This window comes from Ruminococcus sp. NATIVEDY161, from assembly GCF_045819895.1.
Classification (GTDB): Bacteria; Bacillota; Clostridia; order Oscillospirales; family Acutalibacteraceae; genus Ruminococcoides.
This window is the reverse complement of sequence record NZ_CP162392.1, coordinates 2,182,128-2,198,522: the sequence shown is the minus strand read 5'-3', so window position 1 is coordinate 2,198,522 and position 16,395 is coordinate 2,182,128. Positions and strand designations below refer to the sequence as shown.

At 46.9% G+C, this 16,395-nt stretch carries 16 protein-coding genes and 1 pseudogene; 4 read left to right on the top strand and 13 right to left on the bottom strand.

All coding sequences use genetic code 11. The annotated features are described in order from the left end of the window. Positions 1-3: 3 nt before the first annotated feature. From AB1I50_RS10470 to AB1I50_RS10455, 4 genes are read right to left on the bottom strand one after another with little or no spacing between them, the layout of a single operon-like run. Positions 4-1,434 (bottom strand): glycosyltransferase family 2 protein, encoded by a 1,431-nt coding sequence (locus AB1I50_RS10470; RefSeq protein ID WP_407723956.1) that lies wholly within the window; start codon positions 1,432-1,434, stop codon positions 4-6. Continuing rightward, positions 1,431-2,522: a HEAT repeat domain-containing protein gene (locus AB1I50_RS10465; protein WP_407723955.1), complete on the bottom strand. Its 1,092-nt coding sequence runs from the start codon at positions 2,520-2,522 to the stop codon at positions 1,431-1,433. Before AB1I50_RS10465 ends, AB1I50_RS10470 begins: the two co-directional genes overlap by 4 nt. Then, complete coding sequence (locus tag AB1I50_RS10460) at positions 2,461-3,210, bottom strand: hypothetical protein (protein ID WP_407723954.1); 750 nt, start codon at positions 3,208-3,210, stop codon at positions 2,461-2,463. Before AB1I50_RS10460 ends, AB1I50_RS10465 begins: the two co-directional genes overlap by 62 nt. A 3-nt stretch (positions 3,211-3,213) precedes the next feature. Beyond that, positions 3,214-4,176 carry a hypothetical protein gene (locus tag AB1I50_RS10455; RefSeq protein ID WP_407723953.1) on the bottom strand — a complete coding sequence of 321 codons (963 nt, stop codon included), beginning with the start codon at positions 4,174-4,176 and terminating at the stop codon, positions 3,214-3,216. Here AB1I50_RS10455 and AB1I50_RS10450 point away from each other — a divergent pair. Both AB1I50_RS10450 and AB1I50_RS10445 read left to right on the top strand, forming a co-directional pair. Continuing rightward, complete coding sequence (locus AB1I50_RS10450; RefSeq protein WP_407723952.1) at positions 4,150-4,734, top strand: GGDEF domain-containing protein; 585 nt, start codon at positions 4,150-4,152, stop codon at positions 4,732-4,734. The two genes, AB1I50_RS10455 and AB1I50_RS10450, sit on opposite strands and share 27 nt — an antisense overlap. Further along, positions 4,698-5,708, top strand: a complete 1,011-nt coding sequence (locus AB1I50_RS10445) for an EAL domain-containing protein (protein WP_407725340.1) — start codon at positions 4,698-4,700, stop codon at positions 5,706-5,708. Before AB1I50_RS10450 ends, AB1I50_RS10445 begins: the two co-directional genes overlap by 37 nt. Here AB1I50_RS10445 and AB1I50_RS10440 read toward each other — a convergent pair. Further along, positions 5,705-7,192 (bottom strand): IS5 family transposase, encoded by a 1,488-nt coding sequence (locus AB1I50_RS10440; RefSeq protein ID WP_407723075.1) that lies wholly within the window; start codon positions 7,190-7,192, stop codon positions 5,705-5,707. The two genes, AB1I50_RS10445 and AB1I50_RS10440, sit on opposite strands and share 4 nt — an antisense overlap. Before the next feature lie 177 nt (positions 7,193-7,369). On the opposite strand from AB1I50_RS10440, the gene AB1I50_RS10435 reads away from it, so the two are divergent. Beyond that, on the top strand, positions 7,370-7,675 hold the full coding sequence (locus tag AB1I50_RS10435) for a hypothetical protein (protein ID WP_407723951.1): 306 nt from the start codon (positions 7,370-7,372) through the stop codon (positions 7,673-7,675). A 48-nt stretch (positions 7,676-7,723) separates the two neighbouring features. Here the strand turns inward: AB1I50_RS10435 and AB1I50_RS10430 are convergent, their stop codons facing one another. The 3 genes and pseudogenes from AB1I50_RS10430 to AB1I50_RS10420 form a co-directional block, all read right to left on the bottom strand. Then, complete coding sequence (locus tag AB1I50_RS10430; RefSeq protein ID WP_407723950.1) at positions 7,724-8,620, bottom strand: hypothetical protein; 897 nt, start codon at positions 8,618-8,620, stop codon at positions 7,724-7,726. 122 nt (positions 8,621-8,742) lie between these two features. After that, positions 8,743-9,204 (bottom strand): RpiB/LacA/LacB family sugar-phosphate isomerase, encoded by a 462-nt coding sequence (locus AB1I50_RS10425; protein ID WP_407723949.1) that lies wholly within the window; start codon positions 9,202-9,204, stop codon positions 8,743-8,745. 78 nt (positions 9,205-9,282) lie between these two features. Beyond that, positions 9,283-10,574, bottom strand: a pseudogene (locus tag AB1I50_RS10420) (MFS transporter). Positions 10,575-10,855: 281 nt separating this feature from the next. Here AB1I50_RS10420 and AB1I50_RS10415 point away from each other — a divergent pair. Then, positions 10,856-12,049, top strand: coding sequence for an aldo/keto reductase (locus AB1I50_RS10415; protein ID WP_407723948.1), 1,194 nt, complete (start codon positions 10,856-10,858; stop codon positions 12,047-12,049). 44 nt (positions 12,050-12,093) lie between these two features. Here the strand turns inward: AB1I50_RS10415 and AB1I50_RS10410 are convergent, their stop codons facing one another. The 5 genes from AB1I50_RS10410 to AB1I50_RS10390 form a co-directional block, all read right to left on the bottom strand. Next, positions 12,094-12,258, bottom strand: a complete 165-nt coding sequence (locus AB1I50_RS10410) for a hypothetical protein (protein WP_407723947.1) — start codon at positions 12,256-12,258, stop codon at positions 12,094-12,096. Positions 12,259-12,317: 59 nt separating this feature from the next. Next, the gene (locus AB1I50_RS10405; RefSeq protein ID WP_407723946.1) at positions 12,318-12,731 is read right to left on the bottom strand and encodes a flavodoxin family protein; all 414 of its coding nucleotides are present in this window, start codon (positions 12,729-12,731) and stop codon (positions 12,318-12,320) included. A 98-nt stretch (positions 12,732-12,829) separates the two neighbouring features. Further along, a complete protein-coding gene (locus tag AB1I50_RS10400) occupies positions 12,830-13,456 on the bottom strand; it encodes a hypothetical protein (protein ID WP_407723945.1) in 627 nt (208 codons plus the stop codon). Between the two features lie 14 nt (positions 13,457-13,470). Beyond that, positions 13,471-14,643 carry a hypothetical protein gene (locus AB1I50_RS10395; RefSeq protein ID WP_407723944.1) on the bottom strand — a complete coding sequence of 391 codons (1,173 nt, stop codon included), beginning with the start codon at positions 14,641-14,643 and terminating at the stop codon, positions 13,471-13,473. 16 nt (positions 14,644-14,659) lie between these two features. Beyond that, the gene (locus tag AB1I50_RS10390; RefSeq protein ID WP_407723943.1) at positions 14,660-16,294 is read right to left on the bottom strand and encodes an MBOAT family O-acyltransferase; all 1,635 of its coding nucleotides are present in this window, start codon (positions 16,292-16,294) and stop codon (positions 14,660-14,662) included. Positions 16,295-16,395: the final 101 nt, after the last annotated feature.

Genomic DNA, 16,395 nt, shown 5'->3' with positions numbered 1-16,395 from the left:
ACCTTATTTCAAATTAATCTTTTGGCGCTGAATTCTGCCCCACTGCGTCTTTTTCTTTTTATAGCCGATGAACGCCGTAGCGCGTACCCATGCCATAATAAAGCGCAAAACGCAGATTTCAAAGGTGCAGAGCATTAAAGCCTTGAGCACATCGCGGAATTTGAGCTTCAAATCGATTGTCTGAGTTCTCGCGAAAAACGCCGTCATCGACATTACCGAGCCGAAAAGCGCGTAAATTCCGAAGAACAACAGCATAAACGGCACGTTAATCAAATCGACAAACAGTGCGAGTATCATCGTCAGTATACCGAAAACCTCGATAAACGGCGACAAAAGCTCGTAAATTAAAAAGTAAAAATATGATACAAAGCTCGTCAGTCCGAACTTTGGATTTGCGAGCATAATGCGGTGCTTCCACATTGACTGAAAAAGTCCGATGTGCCAGCGCCTGCGCTGTTTGCACAGGTCTCCCAAGTTTTCGGGAACCTGCGACCAGCAGATTGCGTCGGTAGCGTAGCGGATAAGGTAAGGAACGTCGTTTGAAACGCAGTAATCGTGAAGCTTAACGACAAGCTCCATATCCTCTCCCATGGTTGAGGCGTCGTAGCCGCCTGCGGCAACTACGGTGTCCTTTTTGAACAAGCCGAACGCGCCCGAAATAATCAGCGAGCCGTTGAACTTGTCAAAGAGAATTCGCGATGCGAGGAACGAACGGTCGTACTCGAGCACCTGCATACACGCGAGCAGATTGCGCGGAAGGCGGTAATTGATCACCTTGCCATCCTTGATTTCAACGCTGTTTGACGGGCGGACAGCTCCGCCGACAGCGACAACGTTTTCGTTTTCAAGCACGGGCTTTACGATTTTGCTCAGCGAGTCCTTTTGCAAAACCGAATCCGCATCAATGCAGATAAAGTACGGGTATTTGCAGGCGTTAATGCCCATATTCAGCGAGTCAGCCTTGCCGCCGTTTTTCTTTCGTATCAGCGTGAGCGGAACCTTCTGAGTCGCCGCCTCGTAAATAAACTCGACCGGCTGGCAGTCGATTTTCCGCTGAATCGGGCGGCGAATTGGGAGCATTTCAAAGGCTTCAATCAGCTTTGCCGAGGTGTTGTCGCCGGAGCCGTCGTCGACGACTATAATCTCATACAAGGGATAGTCGAGCGACAAGAGCGAACGCACGTTTTCTACAATTGTGATGTCCTCGTTATACGCCGGCACGATAATGCTTATCGGCACAAAGTGGTCTTTCAGGATTGTGTTTTTAAGTCTGTCCTGCTGACGTTTGCGGTAAAGCTGAGACGATCCGGTGACAACGGCGATAAACAAAAAGGTTGAGTAGCCGATAAGGTAGGCGGCAAAGAAAAACTCTACGCAAATCAAAAACACCTTGATAAATTCAAACGCCGTGTCGTTAAACAGAAAAAATCTCACGTAGCCGCCCTCCTTTCGCTTAGCTTTTTGCGGTCGAACCGGTAGCGCATCATTTCGCCTGGGTAACGGTCGTCGCCTTCGAAAACATCAATAAAGTCCGCGTATTCAAGTCCCATGCTCTCAAGCGCCTGCGAAGCATTGAGACGGACGTACCAGTTGTGGCTGCTGAGGTTCTTTTTCAGCGCCGCAATTGTCCGCTCGCCGGGGTAAGAAGCGAGCGCAAAGCAGGTAATTGACGTGTACTCCCAGCGAACCTCGTCCTCGCGCTCGGCATACTTCATAAGCTGCTCATACGCAGGCTGATACGGATATCTGCCCAGATAGCGGATGGCGCAGAAATGGATTTCGCTGTTGTGCTCCTCTTTGAGCAAGCCGAGCATTCTCTCCTGAAAATCGCCCGACGAAAAACGGATGTAGTCGAGAATTGCGAGCTGAATATTCAGCGAATAGTCCCAAAGGTGATTCCAGAGCATTTCGTTGAGCTCTTTTTTATCGCCTGCAAACGACATCAGTCCGTCGGTCAAAAGTTTTTTGTTGTGGTAATAGCCTGTGCTGTCAATAATCGTCAGGGCGTCGGTTACATTTTCGCTGACACCCATTGAGTAAATCGCGTTAAGCGCGTTTTCGCGGCAGTAGATTGACGGCTTTTCGAGCAAATCAACCATAATGCGGTTAATCTGCGGCAAGTCCTCGCCGTAAAAAAGCTTGTAGCGCGCGATGATATACGGAAAGTATGCCATCTGAATTTCATTTCGGCGGCTGTAGCGGTTTGCAAGAGCGACAAAAACGCTCTTCAGTCCGCGCAGATACGCCTGAACCTCAGCGGGATATTCCTTGGAAAGAATTTCAAGCGACTTGTCAAAAGCCGTCATCTCGCGCACGTGAACCAGACGTTTAAGAATCAGCATACGGTGCCGTTCGTCGATTACAGCCTTGCCGAACTGTTCTTTTATCAGGTTTATGTAATACAGCCGGCTCTGTTCGGTCTCCCTGTCGTTGCGACTGAACAGAAAGATGCAGACAATATTAAATCCGATCATCGCCAGACATACAGCGAGATAGGCATAAACTAATATCTCGATCTTCATCCTGATTTCTCCAGTATTTTTGTAAAGCGTAATAGGAGCTTTTCAGCCTCTCGTGATATGTAACCGTGTTTTCCCATTTCTTAAGCTTAAACGGCTTAAGCTCGGCTCTGCGGGGTTCGCTGCCGTTTGAGGAAAGTCCTGCCCATATCTCGCTTACCTCGATGTACTCGATGCCGTAGTGTTCGTAGTAGTCGTCGTGAATCGTCATCAGCGACGGATCCGAGAAGTTGAGAAGCTGCCACGGCAGTTTAATCTCGACAAAGCCGTCGCCTGCCATAAAGTCGGCAAGCGAGTTAAAATCCTTGCTCGACGGATTTGCGTTGCCGTAGGTGAGCTTGCCTGTTTCAAAGGTCTCGGCAGGCGCCTGCAGATTGTTGTAAATCAGCGGCGTTGCCGTCTGCAAAATCATATCAATATTCGTAAAACGCGGCGAATCCTTTGAGGGGATATTGTCCTTAAGATAGGCGTTATACTCATAGACGTTCTCGGAGTAATTGCTCCGCAAAACCTCGTAACGCTCCTGAACCCTTACGCGGCTGTTCTGCTTGCCCTCAAGCTCGATTATAAAGGCAATACCGCATAATTTAGGTGTGCGGATTGCGAAGTAAGATTTTTCGTCAGGTTGGACAAAAAATCGAGGTAAGGCTGACGCCTTGCCGAGACTTTTTTGGGCAACATGACGGAACAATATTCAAGCAAGGCGTGCGCCGTAAATTGTGCGGTGTTGCCTAAAATCAACCGCGCGGTCGAACAGCATATTTTTCTCCTCGTAATAGCTGCTGCCGCTTTTTGGGGTGATGTCGAGCGGAATGTAGATTTTATCCTTGTCGATATTCAGTCCGTCCTTTTTAACCATAAAGTAAACGAACTTTTCGTCGTACTTCATCGAGAGCTTCATATCTCCCCTGTCGGCTACAATGTCATCGTCCGTCCATTCGGAAGCGTCGCCGTCGACGTAGCAGACGGATTGCTCGCTGCCGGGGTCAAAGGAGATCAGACCGAAATACTGCTCGTTAGTCTGGTAGTCTGACCAGTAAGGCGTGCGCTTTAGGTTGACCGCGTACATTGTGTTCCATGTGCGCTTGAACCACTCGTCCTGCCACGAGAACACGCAGCAGCCCGAACAGCCTGCGCCCTTGATATCCTTGTACTGCTCGTTGGTGTAGGCTACGGTTACGTCCTCCCACTCAACGCCGAGGATGTAGCCGATAATCCACTGCGAAACGTCGTGCAGATAAAAGCCCGAGCCTGCCGACGCCATTCTGCCGAGGCCGATTTTTTTGTTGCCGTGAATAACGTCGAGCACTGTGCGGCAGTCGGACAAAAACCTCTCCTTAAAGCCCTTGTCAAGGGCGTCACGGTGAGAGTTTTGGGTGTAGTCGTTAACCCAAACGCCGTGAATAAGATACAGCGGATTGTCGTTATCTTTATTATATTCGTAAAATGCATTGTAGAATACGTCCTGCTGAACCGTGTAGATACGGATGGTATTGGCGCCCATATCCTGAATGTACTTAAACCAGCGCTTATAGGTTTCCTTGTCAATTTTTGCCTGATTAACGGAAGCTGGCAGTGGGTTGAGCTTGTACTGCTTACGGGCAGCAGCTACGGACTCGGCAAAGGCATTATGCGTATGTATGTCTTTGACTGCCACAACCGAAAGTCACGCGATCTTGGGATTAAGAATACTGTTATGTATTCGGGCTTGGAGCGAAACGAGATGACAGGCCTGCTGAAAAAGCGCAGTTTTATCAGCGAAGCCGAAAGGCTGCTGCAAACTCAGGACGACAAAAACTGGTGTCTTGTTTCGATTGACATTGAGAATTTCAAGCTGTTTAACGAGTGGTACGGTCATAACGAGGGCGACTTGCTGATGGTGCAAATCGGCGCGGCGCTTTTGCAGGCAGGAGAGCGCACAGGCGGTACGGCGGGATATTTCGGGCAGGACGATTTTTGTCTGCTTGCTCCTTTTGATATGGAATTAATCGGCACGCTGTACGACGACATCGCCTCGCTTGTAAGCTCGCGCGGCGGTAACGTGGGCTTTTTGCCTGCCTTCGGCGTATGCAAGGTCGAAAAGGGCTATCCACCCTCGACTTGCTCGACCGTTCGTTTTTGGCGGCGCAGGTGGCAAAGAGCGGCTACCGCAACCGTGTACGGATTTTTGAAAAAAGTATGTATCTCCGCACCGACGAGGAGTACCATGTTATAACAAAGTTTTTCCAGGCTCTCAGCCAGCACGAGGTTGTGTTCTATCTTCAGCCTCAGTGCCGCGCTTCATCCGGCAAAATTGTCGGCGCAGAGGCGCTCGCAAGGTGGATAAAGCCCGACGGAACGGTTATTCCGCCCGACGAATTTATTCCGATACTCGAAAAGCGCGGATTAATCTCAGATTTGGATATGTATATTGGGGAGGAAGTCTGCCGCTGGCAGCGCGGCTGGATTGACAGCGGACACACTCCGCTGCCCGTTTCAATCAACGTTTCCGTCGCGGATATTCTGCACACCGACCTTCCGAAATATTTTGAGAACCTAACCGACAGATATTCGCTCGAGCGCAGGCTCATTAAAATTGAAATTACCGAATCCTCGTATATCTCGAACACCACGCTTGTCAGGGACACTGTTCATTCGCTCCGTGAAAAAGGCTTTACCGTGCTGATGGACGACTTCGGCAGCGGATATTCTACGCTGAATATGCTCAAAAACCTGAATATCGACATCATTAAGCTCGACGCGCAGTTTTTGAGAATGGACGAGAGCAACGAGGAAAAGAGCATCCGCATTTTGGAATCCGTCACCAATATGACAAAAACAATAGGCGTTCCGATTATCGCGGAGGGCGTTGAAACCGAAAAGCAAAAGGATTTTCTGCTCGACTTGGGCTGCCGATATATTCAGGGCTACTATTTCTACAAGCCGATGCCTGCGGCGGATTATGAAAGGCTGATTACAAATCCCAAGCTTATCGACACCTCGGGAATCAGATTTAAATCAAATCAGCAGTTCCGCCTGCGCGAGCTGCTCGACAACAATATTTACAGCGACACAAAAAATCGAAAACTCCGAATCGTTCTCCGAGGTTTTGAAAACCAACAACGTCAAGGGCGAGCCTTTGTCGCTGAATGTTCACGGCAACTATATACAGGACGATACCGAGAATATGAATTAGTCTCTGCTCATTAACCGCACGAAACGGATATGAGGTTATTTTTCAGCTTCAGCAGCATTGATATTACGTCGTACAGGAATCCCAAAAATCGGCGCAAAGAACCTCTTGCTAATTTTTCGAGGTTCAATACCAGTAGGGAAAGCGCAATGGAACAACGGGTCGTTGTATCGAGCTTCGTTCTGATGAGTCCCAAGCCGCAGCATCTCTTTGCGAGGCTGAAGCCTCGCTCGACTTCGATACGATCCGTGTTATCACTGTATGCAGTTTTGCGTTCCTCCGGCGTCGGTTCTTTTTTTGGACGCCCCAAAGCCGGACCGGATATACGGATACCCTTGCTCTTGCAGAAAGCTCTGTTGTTCCGATTGCGGTATATCTGATCGACCAGCACCCTTTCGGGATAGCGTCCGGTTCGCTTGCGGTATCTCTCTATTGCCGAGATGAGCACATCCGCTTCATTGTAAGCGTCAAAGGATAATCTCTCTAACCGTGCGAATCCGTTTTCATCAATGCTCATATCCAGCTTTGCACCGAATTCTACCGGAGCTTTTGCTTTGCCGCGCACGATGGGTCGGATATACGGCTGAGAAATACTGACGATGCGGTCTTTGACGCTGTGAACATTGTTGTCATACATGTACTTTTGCTGTTCATACAGCTCTTTGATGACCGTTAACCGCTTGGCTTGCTTTTCGGTAAGAACTACTCCGTTGGCTAATACAAACATATCGATATAGCCGAGGTCTCGACGAATATACTGAAGCTGCTGCTTGATCGCCTTGCGGATCTTTTTCTTGGTACGCTTTTTGCATTTCGCCAAATTCAGATAATCTTTTCTCGCGTTTTTGCGATACATCCTTGGCTTGTAAAAATTGTAGGTATAGCAGATATCGTCTATGATGGATTCAAGATTTTCTCTTGCCTCGTTCAGCAGATTGATGTCCTGCGGGTAAGAGATGTTCTGAGGAGCACAGGTAGCGTCAAGAATCAATGTGCCTTTGTTGTCTGCTTCGGATTTCTCATTCTCTTTGCTTTCAGCATCCTCGCCGCCATCGGAGTGACTGTTGTTATCCGAATCATCGTCTTCATTGTTTTCAGGCAGATTGAATTGGATCATCATTTCGTTGATGTCTTCAAGGATGTCATCTGTCAGACGTTTGCGAAACTCTACCAAAAGTGACGGCGCAAAAGGCGCTTCATAAGAATATCCCGGAAGTCCGATAAAGTATTGGTAGTAGGCATTCTCCTTGATTTGCTCGACAAGCTCACGGTCGGAATAATCATATTTCTTCTGGATCATCAGCGACCCGAGAGCTGTTTGTAAAGGTTTTGCCGGCATACCGGTCTCGCTCGGAAACAGCGCGGCATATTTTATCTCGATGTCGTACCACGGTATACTCGCAGCCTTCTTTACCCAGCGGTTCTCAGGATCCATCTGCATCCCTGCGGGCTGATTGAAATCTGTAAAACTCATTTGTTGATTTCTATGGAACTTATACATACTGTCCTCTAACTTAAGTGCAAGCTTTTTTATTGCTCTTGATTATTTTCTTGCACTTATTATAGCACATTTCGATGAAAAATGCACTGTTTATCGAGAATTTTACTGATTGCTTGTTTTGAAGGCAGTGACGAATTATATAATCACCTTAAAGTGCCAAAAATAGGAGAAATCATTTTGGAATACGGATACTCGGTTTTAATGGGCATTTTTTCTGCTATGATTTTACTGTATGCAGGATTTGCCGCGATTTTTAAGGATTATAGAATTCTGCCGTTGAGGGTTAGGGTTTCCGTAGCAAAGCCTAAGAACGAAAAGAAATATATGACTCAGTTCGCAAAAACGCTGGCGCTTGTTGCGCTCTCCCCTGCGCTGAGCGCCTTGGCAGGTCTTTGGAATATGGCAGCCGCGCTTATAGTTTTGATTGTCAGCGCAGTATTCTTTATTTGGCTTGGAAGCAGGATTATGAAAAACGTTGAATAACAGCAAAATTAAAAGCGCCGTTTTTGCGGCGCTTTTTGCTTTATATATTTAATTGTTCCGAGTGATTTTTGTCTGGGTATGCCCGTCGTTATCCTCGTAAATTTCGAGAGTGTATTTGTACTCCTTAGCCCCGTCCTTAACGGTAAAGTCTGTTGTGCCGTATTTATGTGCCTGAATAAGGATCGTGCTGTTCTCTCCCGTTGAGTGAACGCTAATCTCGGCTAATTCAGCGTTGTCATTGGTTATGACAGCGGCTTCGGTGAGAACCTGATCGTCCGGAAGGAAGGTAGTCACGTTAGTTTCAACCTCCGGTGTAACAAGCGCGATTATCAGAACAGCCGCAAGCGGTACCAAAAAGCCTGTCAGCCTCATCCAAAGCTTCGGGGTGAATACGTAAAGATACAACAACACCTGTCCAAGACAGAAAAGTCCGGTCACAAGCTGGTACGGAAAATGCTTGAACGAATATATAAACGAGTTTACATAAGTAAAGGTCAGAAAGATGAGCGCAGGCGACAAAATCAGCAGGCTCAGCCAGTTTTTCTTTCGGATATACCAGCCGGCAAAAGCCATAGGAAACGTGAGCAAAGTCCAGTAAAACCAGTATCTGTAATACATAAACAAGCCCCAGCCCATATTCGAAAACGGAACCTGAAAAAGATAGATAAGCGGCTGGCTTATCAGGAAAAACACAAAGGTTTTCAGCGCTGATTCAAGCGGCTTTTTGCAGTTTGCCATTATGAAAACCGCAAGCAGAATCCACGCCTCAAAGGTCACACCCATATTGTAGAACGAAGTATTTTCAAAAATCGGTACAACTAAAAAAATGAACGTTATTACAGCCGAAGCGACAGCGAGTACGATCACCTTCCACCACTTCATATCAATGCCGCCGAAAAGCTTGTCGGTACAGCGCCGTAATAATGATTGTTTTTTGTCTGTCATTAACTAATCAACTTCCTTCCATAAAAAACTACACGCCAATTATACCATAAAACTCCGCAATTTGCAATTACTAAAACAAAAAACCTGCCCTCTCCGCGGAGAAGGCAGGTTGATTTTTCAGCTTACTTTACGGGCACACAGTGCTCGTCGTTGATTTTCTGAACTTTTTTAACGCGGCGTACATATTTTTCAGCCGTCAGCGGCTCGGTTGCCATAAATGTCTTTACATTTTCCATTGCAATCATACCGCCGATGATTTTCGCGCCAAGGCAGAGCACGTTTGCGTCGTTGTGCTGTCGCGCGAGCGCCGAGCAGAACGGATCCTGACAAACGCAGGCGTAAATTCCGCTGACCTTGTTTGCAATCATAGCGCTGCCGTAGCCTACGCCGTCAACAAAAATTCCTCTGTCGCACTCGCCTTTTGCAACCGCCAATGCCGCCGGCAGTACAAAATCGGACAAATCGCAGGAGTTCTCGTCGTAAGCTCCAAAGTCAACCACAGTGTGGCCCTGAGCTTCAAGATAAGCCTTAATCTCGTTTTTCATTGATGTACCTGCGTGGTCATTCGCCATAGCTATTTTCATAAAAACATCTCCTTTATTTTAGTTTGAAAAAGGAACGCAAAGTACGGCCCTTGCGTTCCTTAAATTTTAATATGCGTTTTACTTTGCGGCTTCAAGCTTTGATTTGCGTTCTGCCTTCATTTTCGGGAGTTCCTTGTCAAACTTAAAGAACAGCAGAAGGATGATTGTCACAATAATGCAGACTATCGGAACGCCGACAAAGCCCAACTGGATAAATATTTTTTCTGTTTCGGTCTGAATATCCGAATTTGCGTCATAGCCGCCAATCTCCATAAGACCGAGCATAACGGTTACGTTAAAGCCGAAGGCGAGCTTTGCAAGGAAGCTGTCGAGCGACGACAAAATACCTGCCGCGCGGATGCCCGACTTGAGCTCGCAGTACTCTACAACGTCGGCAAGAAGCGCGAATCTGATACCCATCAGGTAGCCGAGCGGGAACCATACGAATACCGTACCTACGCAGAGCCAGATAAGATTAGCGCCGCAGAAGATAAAGATTACATTTCCTGCAAGGGCGATGAAGTTCATAAGGATAGCCGACTTCTTTTTGCCCATAATCTTGCAGAAGAACGGAATTGTCAGCTGACCTGCAACCATACTCAGCGAGGTAACAAGCGCCTGAATAGAAACGATTTCTTCAACCCCGAGCGAGCCGATATCTCCGATATAATAGTTGTAGTAATAGAATACGCCTGCCTGCTTTACGGCGAAGCCGAGCAGATAGATGAACATTGTGATTACAAACAGAATATACTGTCCGTTAATCGCCTTGATTCCGTCTTTCAGCTTGATTTTTTCTTCCTTAATCGGTTTAACAATCTCTCGCGTGTATTTGCGTATGAGAATACGAGCAGAAGGATTGCGCCGATCGAGAAGATACCGATTGTCCAAGCGTAGGAGTAAAGGTCTTTTTTGCCGCCGAAGTTGTTGATGAGGGGCAGAGCAAAGAAGGTTACGCAGAAGCTGCCCATCCCAGCCATTACCATACGGAAGGTAACGAGAACGTTGCGCTCCTTTTGGTCGGCGGAAAGGCTCGGCAAAATAGCCGAAAGCGGAGTGTTAACGATTGTATAGCAGGTGCTTACAAGGTTAAATGTGATGAACGCAAAAAGAATAATAAGCACCTTGTTGTTAGAAACAAAGGAAGGCAGAAGGAATGTAAGAACCGCAAAAAACGCGAGCGGCAACGCGCCGATTAAAAAGTACGGACGGCATTTTCCGCTTTTTAACTCGGTTTTGTCAACTACAATTCCCATCAACACGTCGGTGATAGCGTCGATAAACTTTGAAGCGAGCGTAATAACGCCTACAGCCGCGGCGTCGAGCAACAGCGCGTCTGTGTAGTACACCGTGAGGTATGTACATATCATCGGCCAAATCAGGTTACTCGCCATATCGGCGGCGCCGTAACCGAGCCGCTGCCTCATTTTAGAAAATCCCACTTGTTATCTCCTCATAAAATTATTGATATTTTTCTATAGTTTTAGTATATTATATCATTTATTCTCTTTTCTTGCAATAATATTTGGGCATTATTTTCTTATTTTTTTATATCGGAGCAGAACAATAATTTATTATTTACTCAAAACCGTGGACAAGCATATATTTTTCTGCTATGATTAATGAAAATAAAAGTCACTTCGGAGGAGCTATGCAATACAGAAAAGATAAAAACGGCGATGAGCTTTCACTGCTCGGCTACGGCTGTATGCGCTTTTCAAAAAAGGGCGGCGGGATTGACATTGACAAGGCTGAGCGCGAGCTTATGGAGGCGTACCGCTCAGGTGTTAATTACTACGATACCGCGTATATTTACGGCGGAAGCGAAGCCGCTGTCGGTGAGATTTTTGAGAGGAACAATATCCGCGAAAAAATCAAAATCGCTACCAAGCTGCCGCAGTACCTTGTGGGCAGCAGAGCCGCGCTCGACAAGTACTTAAACGAGCAGCTCTCACGCCTGAGAACGAGTTATGTCGACTATTACCTGATGCACCATCTCACGGATATCTCGATGTGGGAAAAGCTGAAAAACTTGGGCGTAATCGACTTGATTGCCGAAAAGAAGAAGAGCGGAGTTATCCGAAATATCGGTTTTTCATACCACGGCAACTCCGACGGTTTCTTAAAAATTCTGAACGACTACGACTGGGATATCTGCCAAATTCAGTATAACTACTTTGACGAGTACTCACAGGCAGGCGTGTCCGGCTTAAAGGCGGCTGCCGCAAAGGGAATTCCCGTTGTAATTATGGAGCCGCTGCGCGGCGGAAAGCTTGTAAATATGCTGCCCGAAGCCGCAAAGAAGGTTATGAAGGACAGCAAACGCGACTGGACTCCTGCTCAGTGGAGCTTCCGCTGGCTGTACAACCAGCCCGAGGTAACGGTTGTGCTTTCGGGAATGAACTCTATTGAGATGGTACGCGAAAACTGCCGCACAGCTTCGGACTCGGAAGCAGGACAATTTACAGCAGAGGATTTTGAAACCCTTAGAGCAGTAACCGAGAAAATCCGCGAAAACGAGAAGGTCGGCTGTACCGGCTGCCGTTACTGTATGCCCTGCCCAAAGGGAGTTGACATTCCCGGTACGTTTAGCAGCTACAATACGATGTTTATTGAGTCAAAGCGCGACGGTCGAATGCAGTACGCTCAGGCGGTCGGACTGACAAAGGAGAGCGCATTTGCCTCTCAATGTATTGGCTGCGGAAAATGCGAAAAACATTGTCCGCAGGAAATTCCCATCCGCAAAATGCTCAAAGAGGCTGACAAAGCGCTCAGACCTCTCCCCTATAAAATCGGCATAAATATCGCGAGGAAATTTATGCTCAGAGACGCCAAGAAGCATTAAGACAGAACAAAGCCCGGCAATCGCTGCCGGGCTTTTGTGTTTGATTATAAATCGTCCTCAACCTTATCATTAAGGCAGGGGATGAATTTTTTGTGCCACTCGGGCGGCTGGGGCATTTCCGTACCGGTCACGCATGCCCAAATAACGCGGCGGTGAATTATCAGAAACGCACCTGCGATTACCAGTAAAAACTTAAGTAAACGTTTCATAATTATCCTTTCTTAAAAATCGAGCATATTTTACCCTTTCGGGATTTCGTATAATTATATTATTCCGACATTGAAGCCGCAAATTCACGCGCCTTTGCGTAGTCGTCCTCTGAGGGCAAGCCCTTGTTAATAAAAATCCAAGAGGCAGCGCAGTGGAATTCCTTTTCGCTGAGCGGAATGTTCAGAGCGTCGCACTCCTTTTTTACCATTCCCCAGGTGGATTTTCCCGAGCATGAGGTGCTGAAATTTACAACCTCTCCGATTTTATCCTTATTACGGGCGAGGAAGTCCTTGACCTCTTTGTCGATATTCGCCGCGTACATTGCGTTGACGAGGAACAGACGGTCAACCCTATTACTGAGGTCGGTCGCTACGGTGAGCGCCTTTTTGCCTGTCGCCTTTGCAATCTGATTTGCGAGCTTTTCGGTATTGCCCTTTTTGGATTTTGTAAAATAGCGGATTTCAGTATTCATAGGATGCCTCCCTGTTTAGTATTTTCCGTAAACATCAATATTACTGATTTTATTGTAACAAATCATCATTTTGATGTCAACAAGAATTTACCATACAATCAGGATTTGCCGAGCATCTTTTTAGCCATACCGAAGTAAACCATACATACGATGTAGCCGACAAATTCAAAGCCTGCTTTTACCGCTCCGAGCAGCTCTGCTCTGCGCGGAACAAAGCCTGCGGCTATCTGCAAAATCAAAGCGACACCGAACAGAACGGTTATCACAACAATCATAACCTTTCCTGTTCTCTGGATGTGAACATTTTTCAGGTACTCCGCGAGGGTGAAAATTGCCAGAATAGCGTAAATGTTAATCAGCAGAGTGAAAACCTCGTCAATCGCGGCAAAAATGCTGTTTACCGTTCCTGCCGTCAAGGTCATTCCCACGGTACAGACGGCGCAGATAACTACAAAATACAGCGCCTTGTTGAAGTACCACTCGTCCTTGCGCGCCTGATTAAGACCGATAAACTGAATAACAAACGCTGCTATTCCCACTGCGGACGAAAGCAGAACCAACGTTGCCAAGCCCCAAAACTGGGCGGTGTCGATATCGGGCAGTTTTATTTTTCTGTCGAGCAAAACCATCAATACAGCGACGAACATCAGCCCTGCGGAGATAATATTGAGTATCTCGGAAATAAAAAGCTTTTTTACGCCCGAGTAAGCGCGAGGATATTTCATATACTTCTCTCCTTTTAAGGCTGATCGGTGCGCTGAATCGGAGCACCCGAATAGTCACCGAGCTGCAGAAGCGTCCAAACGTCCTCTTGCGCTCCCTTTTCCTTGTTGGTATTAGTCATAATATCGTCGCAGTAGCGGTAAAGCTGATTTGTCGCTGTGACAACCTCGCTCCAGTTCTCCTTCTGTTCATCGGAGAGGGGATCCACCTTGAGCTCCTCCTTGTAAAGGATTTTCTCCGACAAGTAGTCGGTAAACTTTATCGCTCCGTAAACGTTCATATGGTCGACGTTATAAAAATCGTGCTTTTCATCAATGCCGATTCGCTTTGCGTCGTTTTCAAGCGTGTAGTAACTGTAGCCCCGGCTGTTTACGATTGAAGCCATTTTATTTGAGCGCTTAACGCGGTTATATGTTTCCTGCGTTACATAGTGAGGGGCGCGTACAAACATCAAATTAATATGCTGCTCGTCGCAGTAGTCGAGCAAATCGTTGAGCTGTTTTTCAAGCTCCGGGTCTAAGTCGAGCTCGCCTGTTTCCAGTGCAAGCTTGTCGTTAAGGCACGGCTTGTCGGGGCTGTGAATATACGCGGTAGTGCGGAAGCCCTTAAGGTAGTTAAAGCCTCGCGCGTCAAGGGTTAGGTTGCTTGCAATCATATGCAAGCGTTCGGGGTATTCCGTCCACAGACCGTGGTATTTAATGAGCGGAAAAAAGTATTCCCACCGCTGATCGACAGGCACGTTTTTGTTGATGTAATCAATTTTATTTTCGCTGAGCGGAAGGTTGTCAAAGAACTTGTGAACATGCGCCTCGTTAATATCATTGTCGCTGTTGCCGTACAAAAAGGCGTTAGCCTCAACCACAATCATTCCCGGGTGTTGGGTTCGCACCGTCTCCTTAACGGCGGTTTTTATACCCTCGGAGGTGATTGACTCCGAAGCCAAAAGGTAGCTTGTAAAGCCGTACTGCTCGTAAGCTCTGCCGGGCATAAAGCTGGTGTAGATATCGCTTGCTCCGATGAACACAACGTCGAGCGAGTCGGTCTCCTCCTGATAAAAGCCTTCAATACGCAGACTGTTGTGGTCTACGTTGCGCAGGAAGAACTGCTGCAAAACAAGGCACGAAACCATAATCGCCAACAGAAAGAGGGAGACTTTTACCGTGCGTGTAACTTTTAATTGGTATCTCATCATTATCCCCCTTCCGTCAGAATTGCATATATACAAAGTCAGCCGCGTTGTAGCCCGAGCCGTAAACGCCGAATACAACAATCGACATCACGGCGATATAAAGCACGATAAATCGGAAAACATACGACTTTTTATCGAGCATAGCGCGGATAGTCGTGTCGGGATGTCTCTCCTGAATAATGCTTGCGACAAGCACTACGGTTGAGGCAAGCAGCAGGATAAGATAGTCTCGCCAGCCGAGTCCGAGCTTGGTGATTTCCGCAAAACCTGTCGCGAAATTCTGCCCTGTGAAAAACAGCCCGATTGTCCTCATACCCTGTCCAAACGAAGGCGCAACGTCAAACACATAGCCCACGAGGATAACAAGCAGGGTACGGAAAATCTGAAAACCGATAAAGACAGGATTTTTACGGCTGATTTTAAGCTTGTCAACCGCGCCGTCAAAGAGCGGCTGCATAATAATGCTCAGCATAATAATCACGCCGTTCCAAACGCCGAACGCTACGTACTTCCAGTCTGCTCCGTGCCACACGCCGACGATTAAAAACACAATCAGCGAGGCAACGCTTGTGGGCAGTACCTTTGCGATATGCGCTCCCGCGGCGGTTTTTCCGAAGCGTGTGCCCTTCATCTTCTTGCTTGCGTTGATAAACACATTTGACATAGCGATGGGATAGAACACATAGTTTTTCATCCATCCGCCGAGCGAAATATGCCACCTGCGCCAGTACTCGTTTATTGAGCGCGAGAAGTACGGACGCTTGAAGTTGTCAATCATATCTATGCCGAAAATCTGCGCAACGCCGCGCGAGATATCAATACCGCCAGAGAAGTCGGCGTAAAGCTGTATCGCGTAAAGCAAAATTGTAAAGGTCAGCGTTGTTCCGCTGTAATTAGCGTAATTTTTCTCGACCGCACCGATTAAAATATACGCTCTGTCAGCGATAATCAGCTTTTTGAAGAAGCCCCAGACAATCAGCTCCATACCGTGCTTCATACGGCCGAAGTCAAAGTCGTGCGGCTCAAAAAGCTGTTTTGCAAGCTGGTCGTAAATGCTGATAGGGCCTTGGATAATCTGCGGAAAGAACGAAACGAACAGCAGCAGCTTAAACGGATTTTTCTGCGCCTCGGTCTTTTCGCGGTAAACGTCCACGATATATCCCATTGACTGGAAGGTGTAGAACGAAATTCCGAGAGGCAAAATCAGGTTGAGCGTAGGCGCTGAAAAGCTTATTCCGAAGCCTCCGAGCACGTCGTTCAGACTGCCTGCAAAGAAGTTATAATACTTCAAAAATGCCAGTATTCCGAAGTTCAGAACAAGGCAAAGCGCCATAATCAAGCGCTTTTGTGTTTTTATTTTATTCTTGAAATTTTTCTTTTGCTCTCTGTCCCAATCCTTCTTTTTTTCTTTCAGAAGTTTTTTGGAATTTAACGACACGCGCTCAATCCAAAGCGCTATCAGGTACGTGCTGAGCGATGTAAACAGTATAAAATACGCGAGCTTATATCCGACTACCGCATAAAAGAATATACTCGCCGCCAGCAGAACCGTCCACTTATATTTCTTTACAGGAAATAAAAAGTAAACAAACATCGTCACAAACACAAATGCAAGGAAGTTCAGCGTTGTGTAAGACAAGTTAAAAAGCAAAAAACCACCCTCCTGTTATAATTCTGTTTTTAATTATAACATAAAACACTTCTATTTCATATATAAAACTTTTGATTTTTACTAAAATTATTTCAATATCC

Coding starts and splice junctions, on each gene's coding strand:
- AB1I50_RS10465 (WP_407723955.1), bottom strand. CDS start 2,522: ATGAAGATCGAGATATTAGTTTATGCCTATCTCGCTGTATGTCTGGCG.
- AB1I50_RS10410 (WP_407723947.1), bottom strand. CDS start 12,258: ATGAAACGTTTACTTAAGTTTTTACTGGTAATCGCAGGTGCGTTTCTG.
- AB1I50_RS10415 (WP_407723948.1), top strand. CDS start 10,856: ATGCAATACAGAAAAGATAAAAACGGCGATGAGCTTTCACTGCTCGGC.
- AB1I50_RS10400 (WP_407723945.1), bottom strand. CDS start 13,456: ATGAAATATCCTCGCGCTTACTCGGGCGTAAAAAAGCTTTTTATTTCC.
- AB1I50_RS10425 (WP_407723949.1), bottom strand. CDS start 9,204: ATGAAAATAGCTATGGCGAATGACCACGCAGGTACATCAATGAAAAAC.
- AB1I50_RS10395 (WP_407723944.1), bottom strand. CDS start 14,643: ATGAGATACCAATTAAAAGTTACACGCACGGTAAAAGTCTCCCTCTTT.
- AB1I50_RS10440 (WP_407723075.1), bottom strand. CDS start 7,192: ATGTATAAGTTCCATAGAAATCAACAAATGAGTTTTACAGATTTCAAT.
- AB1I50_RS10405 (WP_407723946.1), bottom strand. CDS start 12,731: ATGAATACTGAAATCCGCTATTTTACAAAATCCAAAAAGGGCAATACC.
- AB1I50_RS10450 (WP_407723952.1), top strand. CDS start 4,150: ATGCGTATGTATGTCTTTGACTGCCACAACCGAAAGTCACGCGATCTT.
- AB1I50_RS10445 (WP_407725340.1), top strand. CDS start 4,698: ATGTATCTCCGCACCGACGAGGAGTACCATGTTATAACAAAGTTTTTC.
- AB1I50_RS10430 (WP_407723950.1), bottom strand. CDS start 8,620: ATGACAGACAAAAAACAATCATTATTACGGCGCTGTACCGACAAGCTT.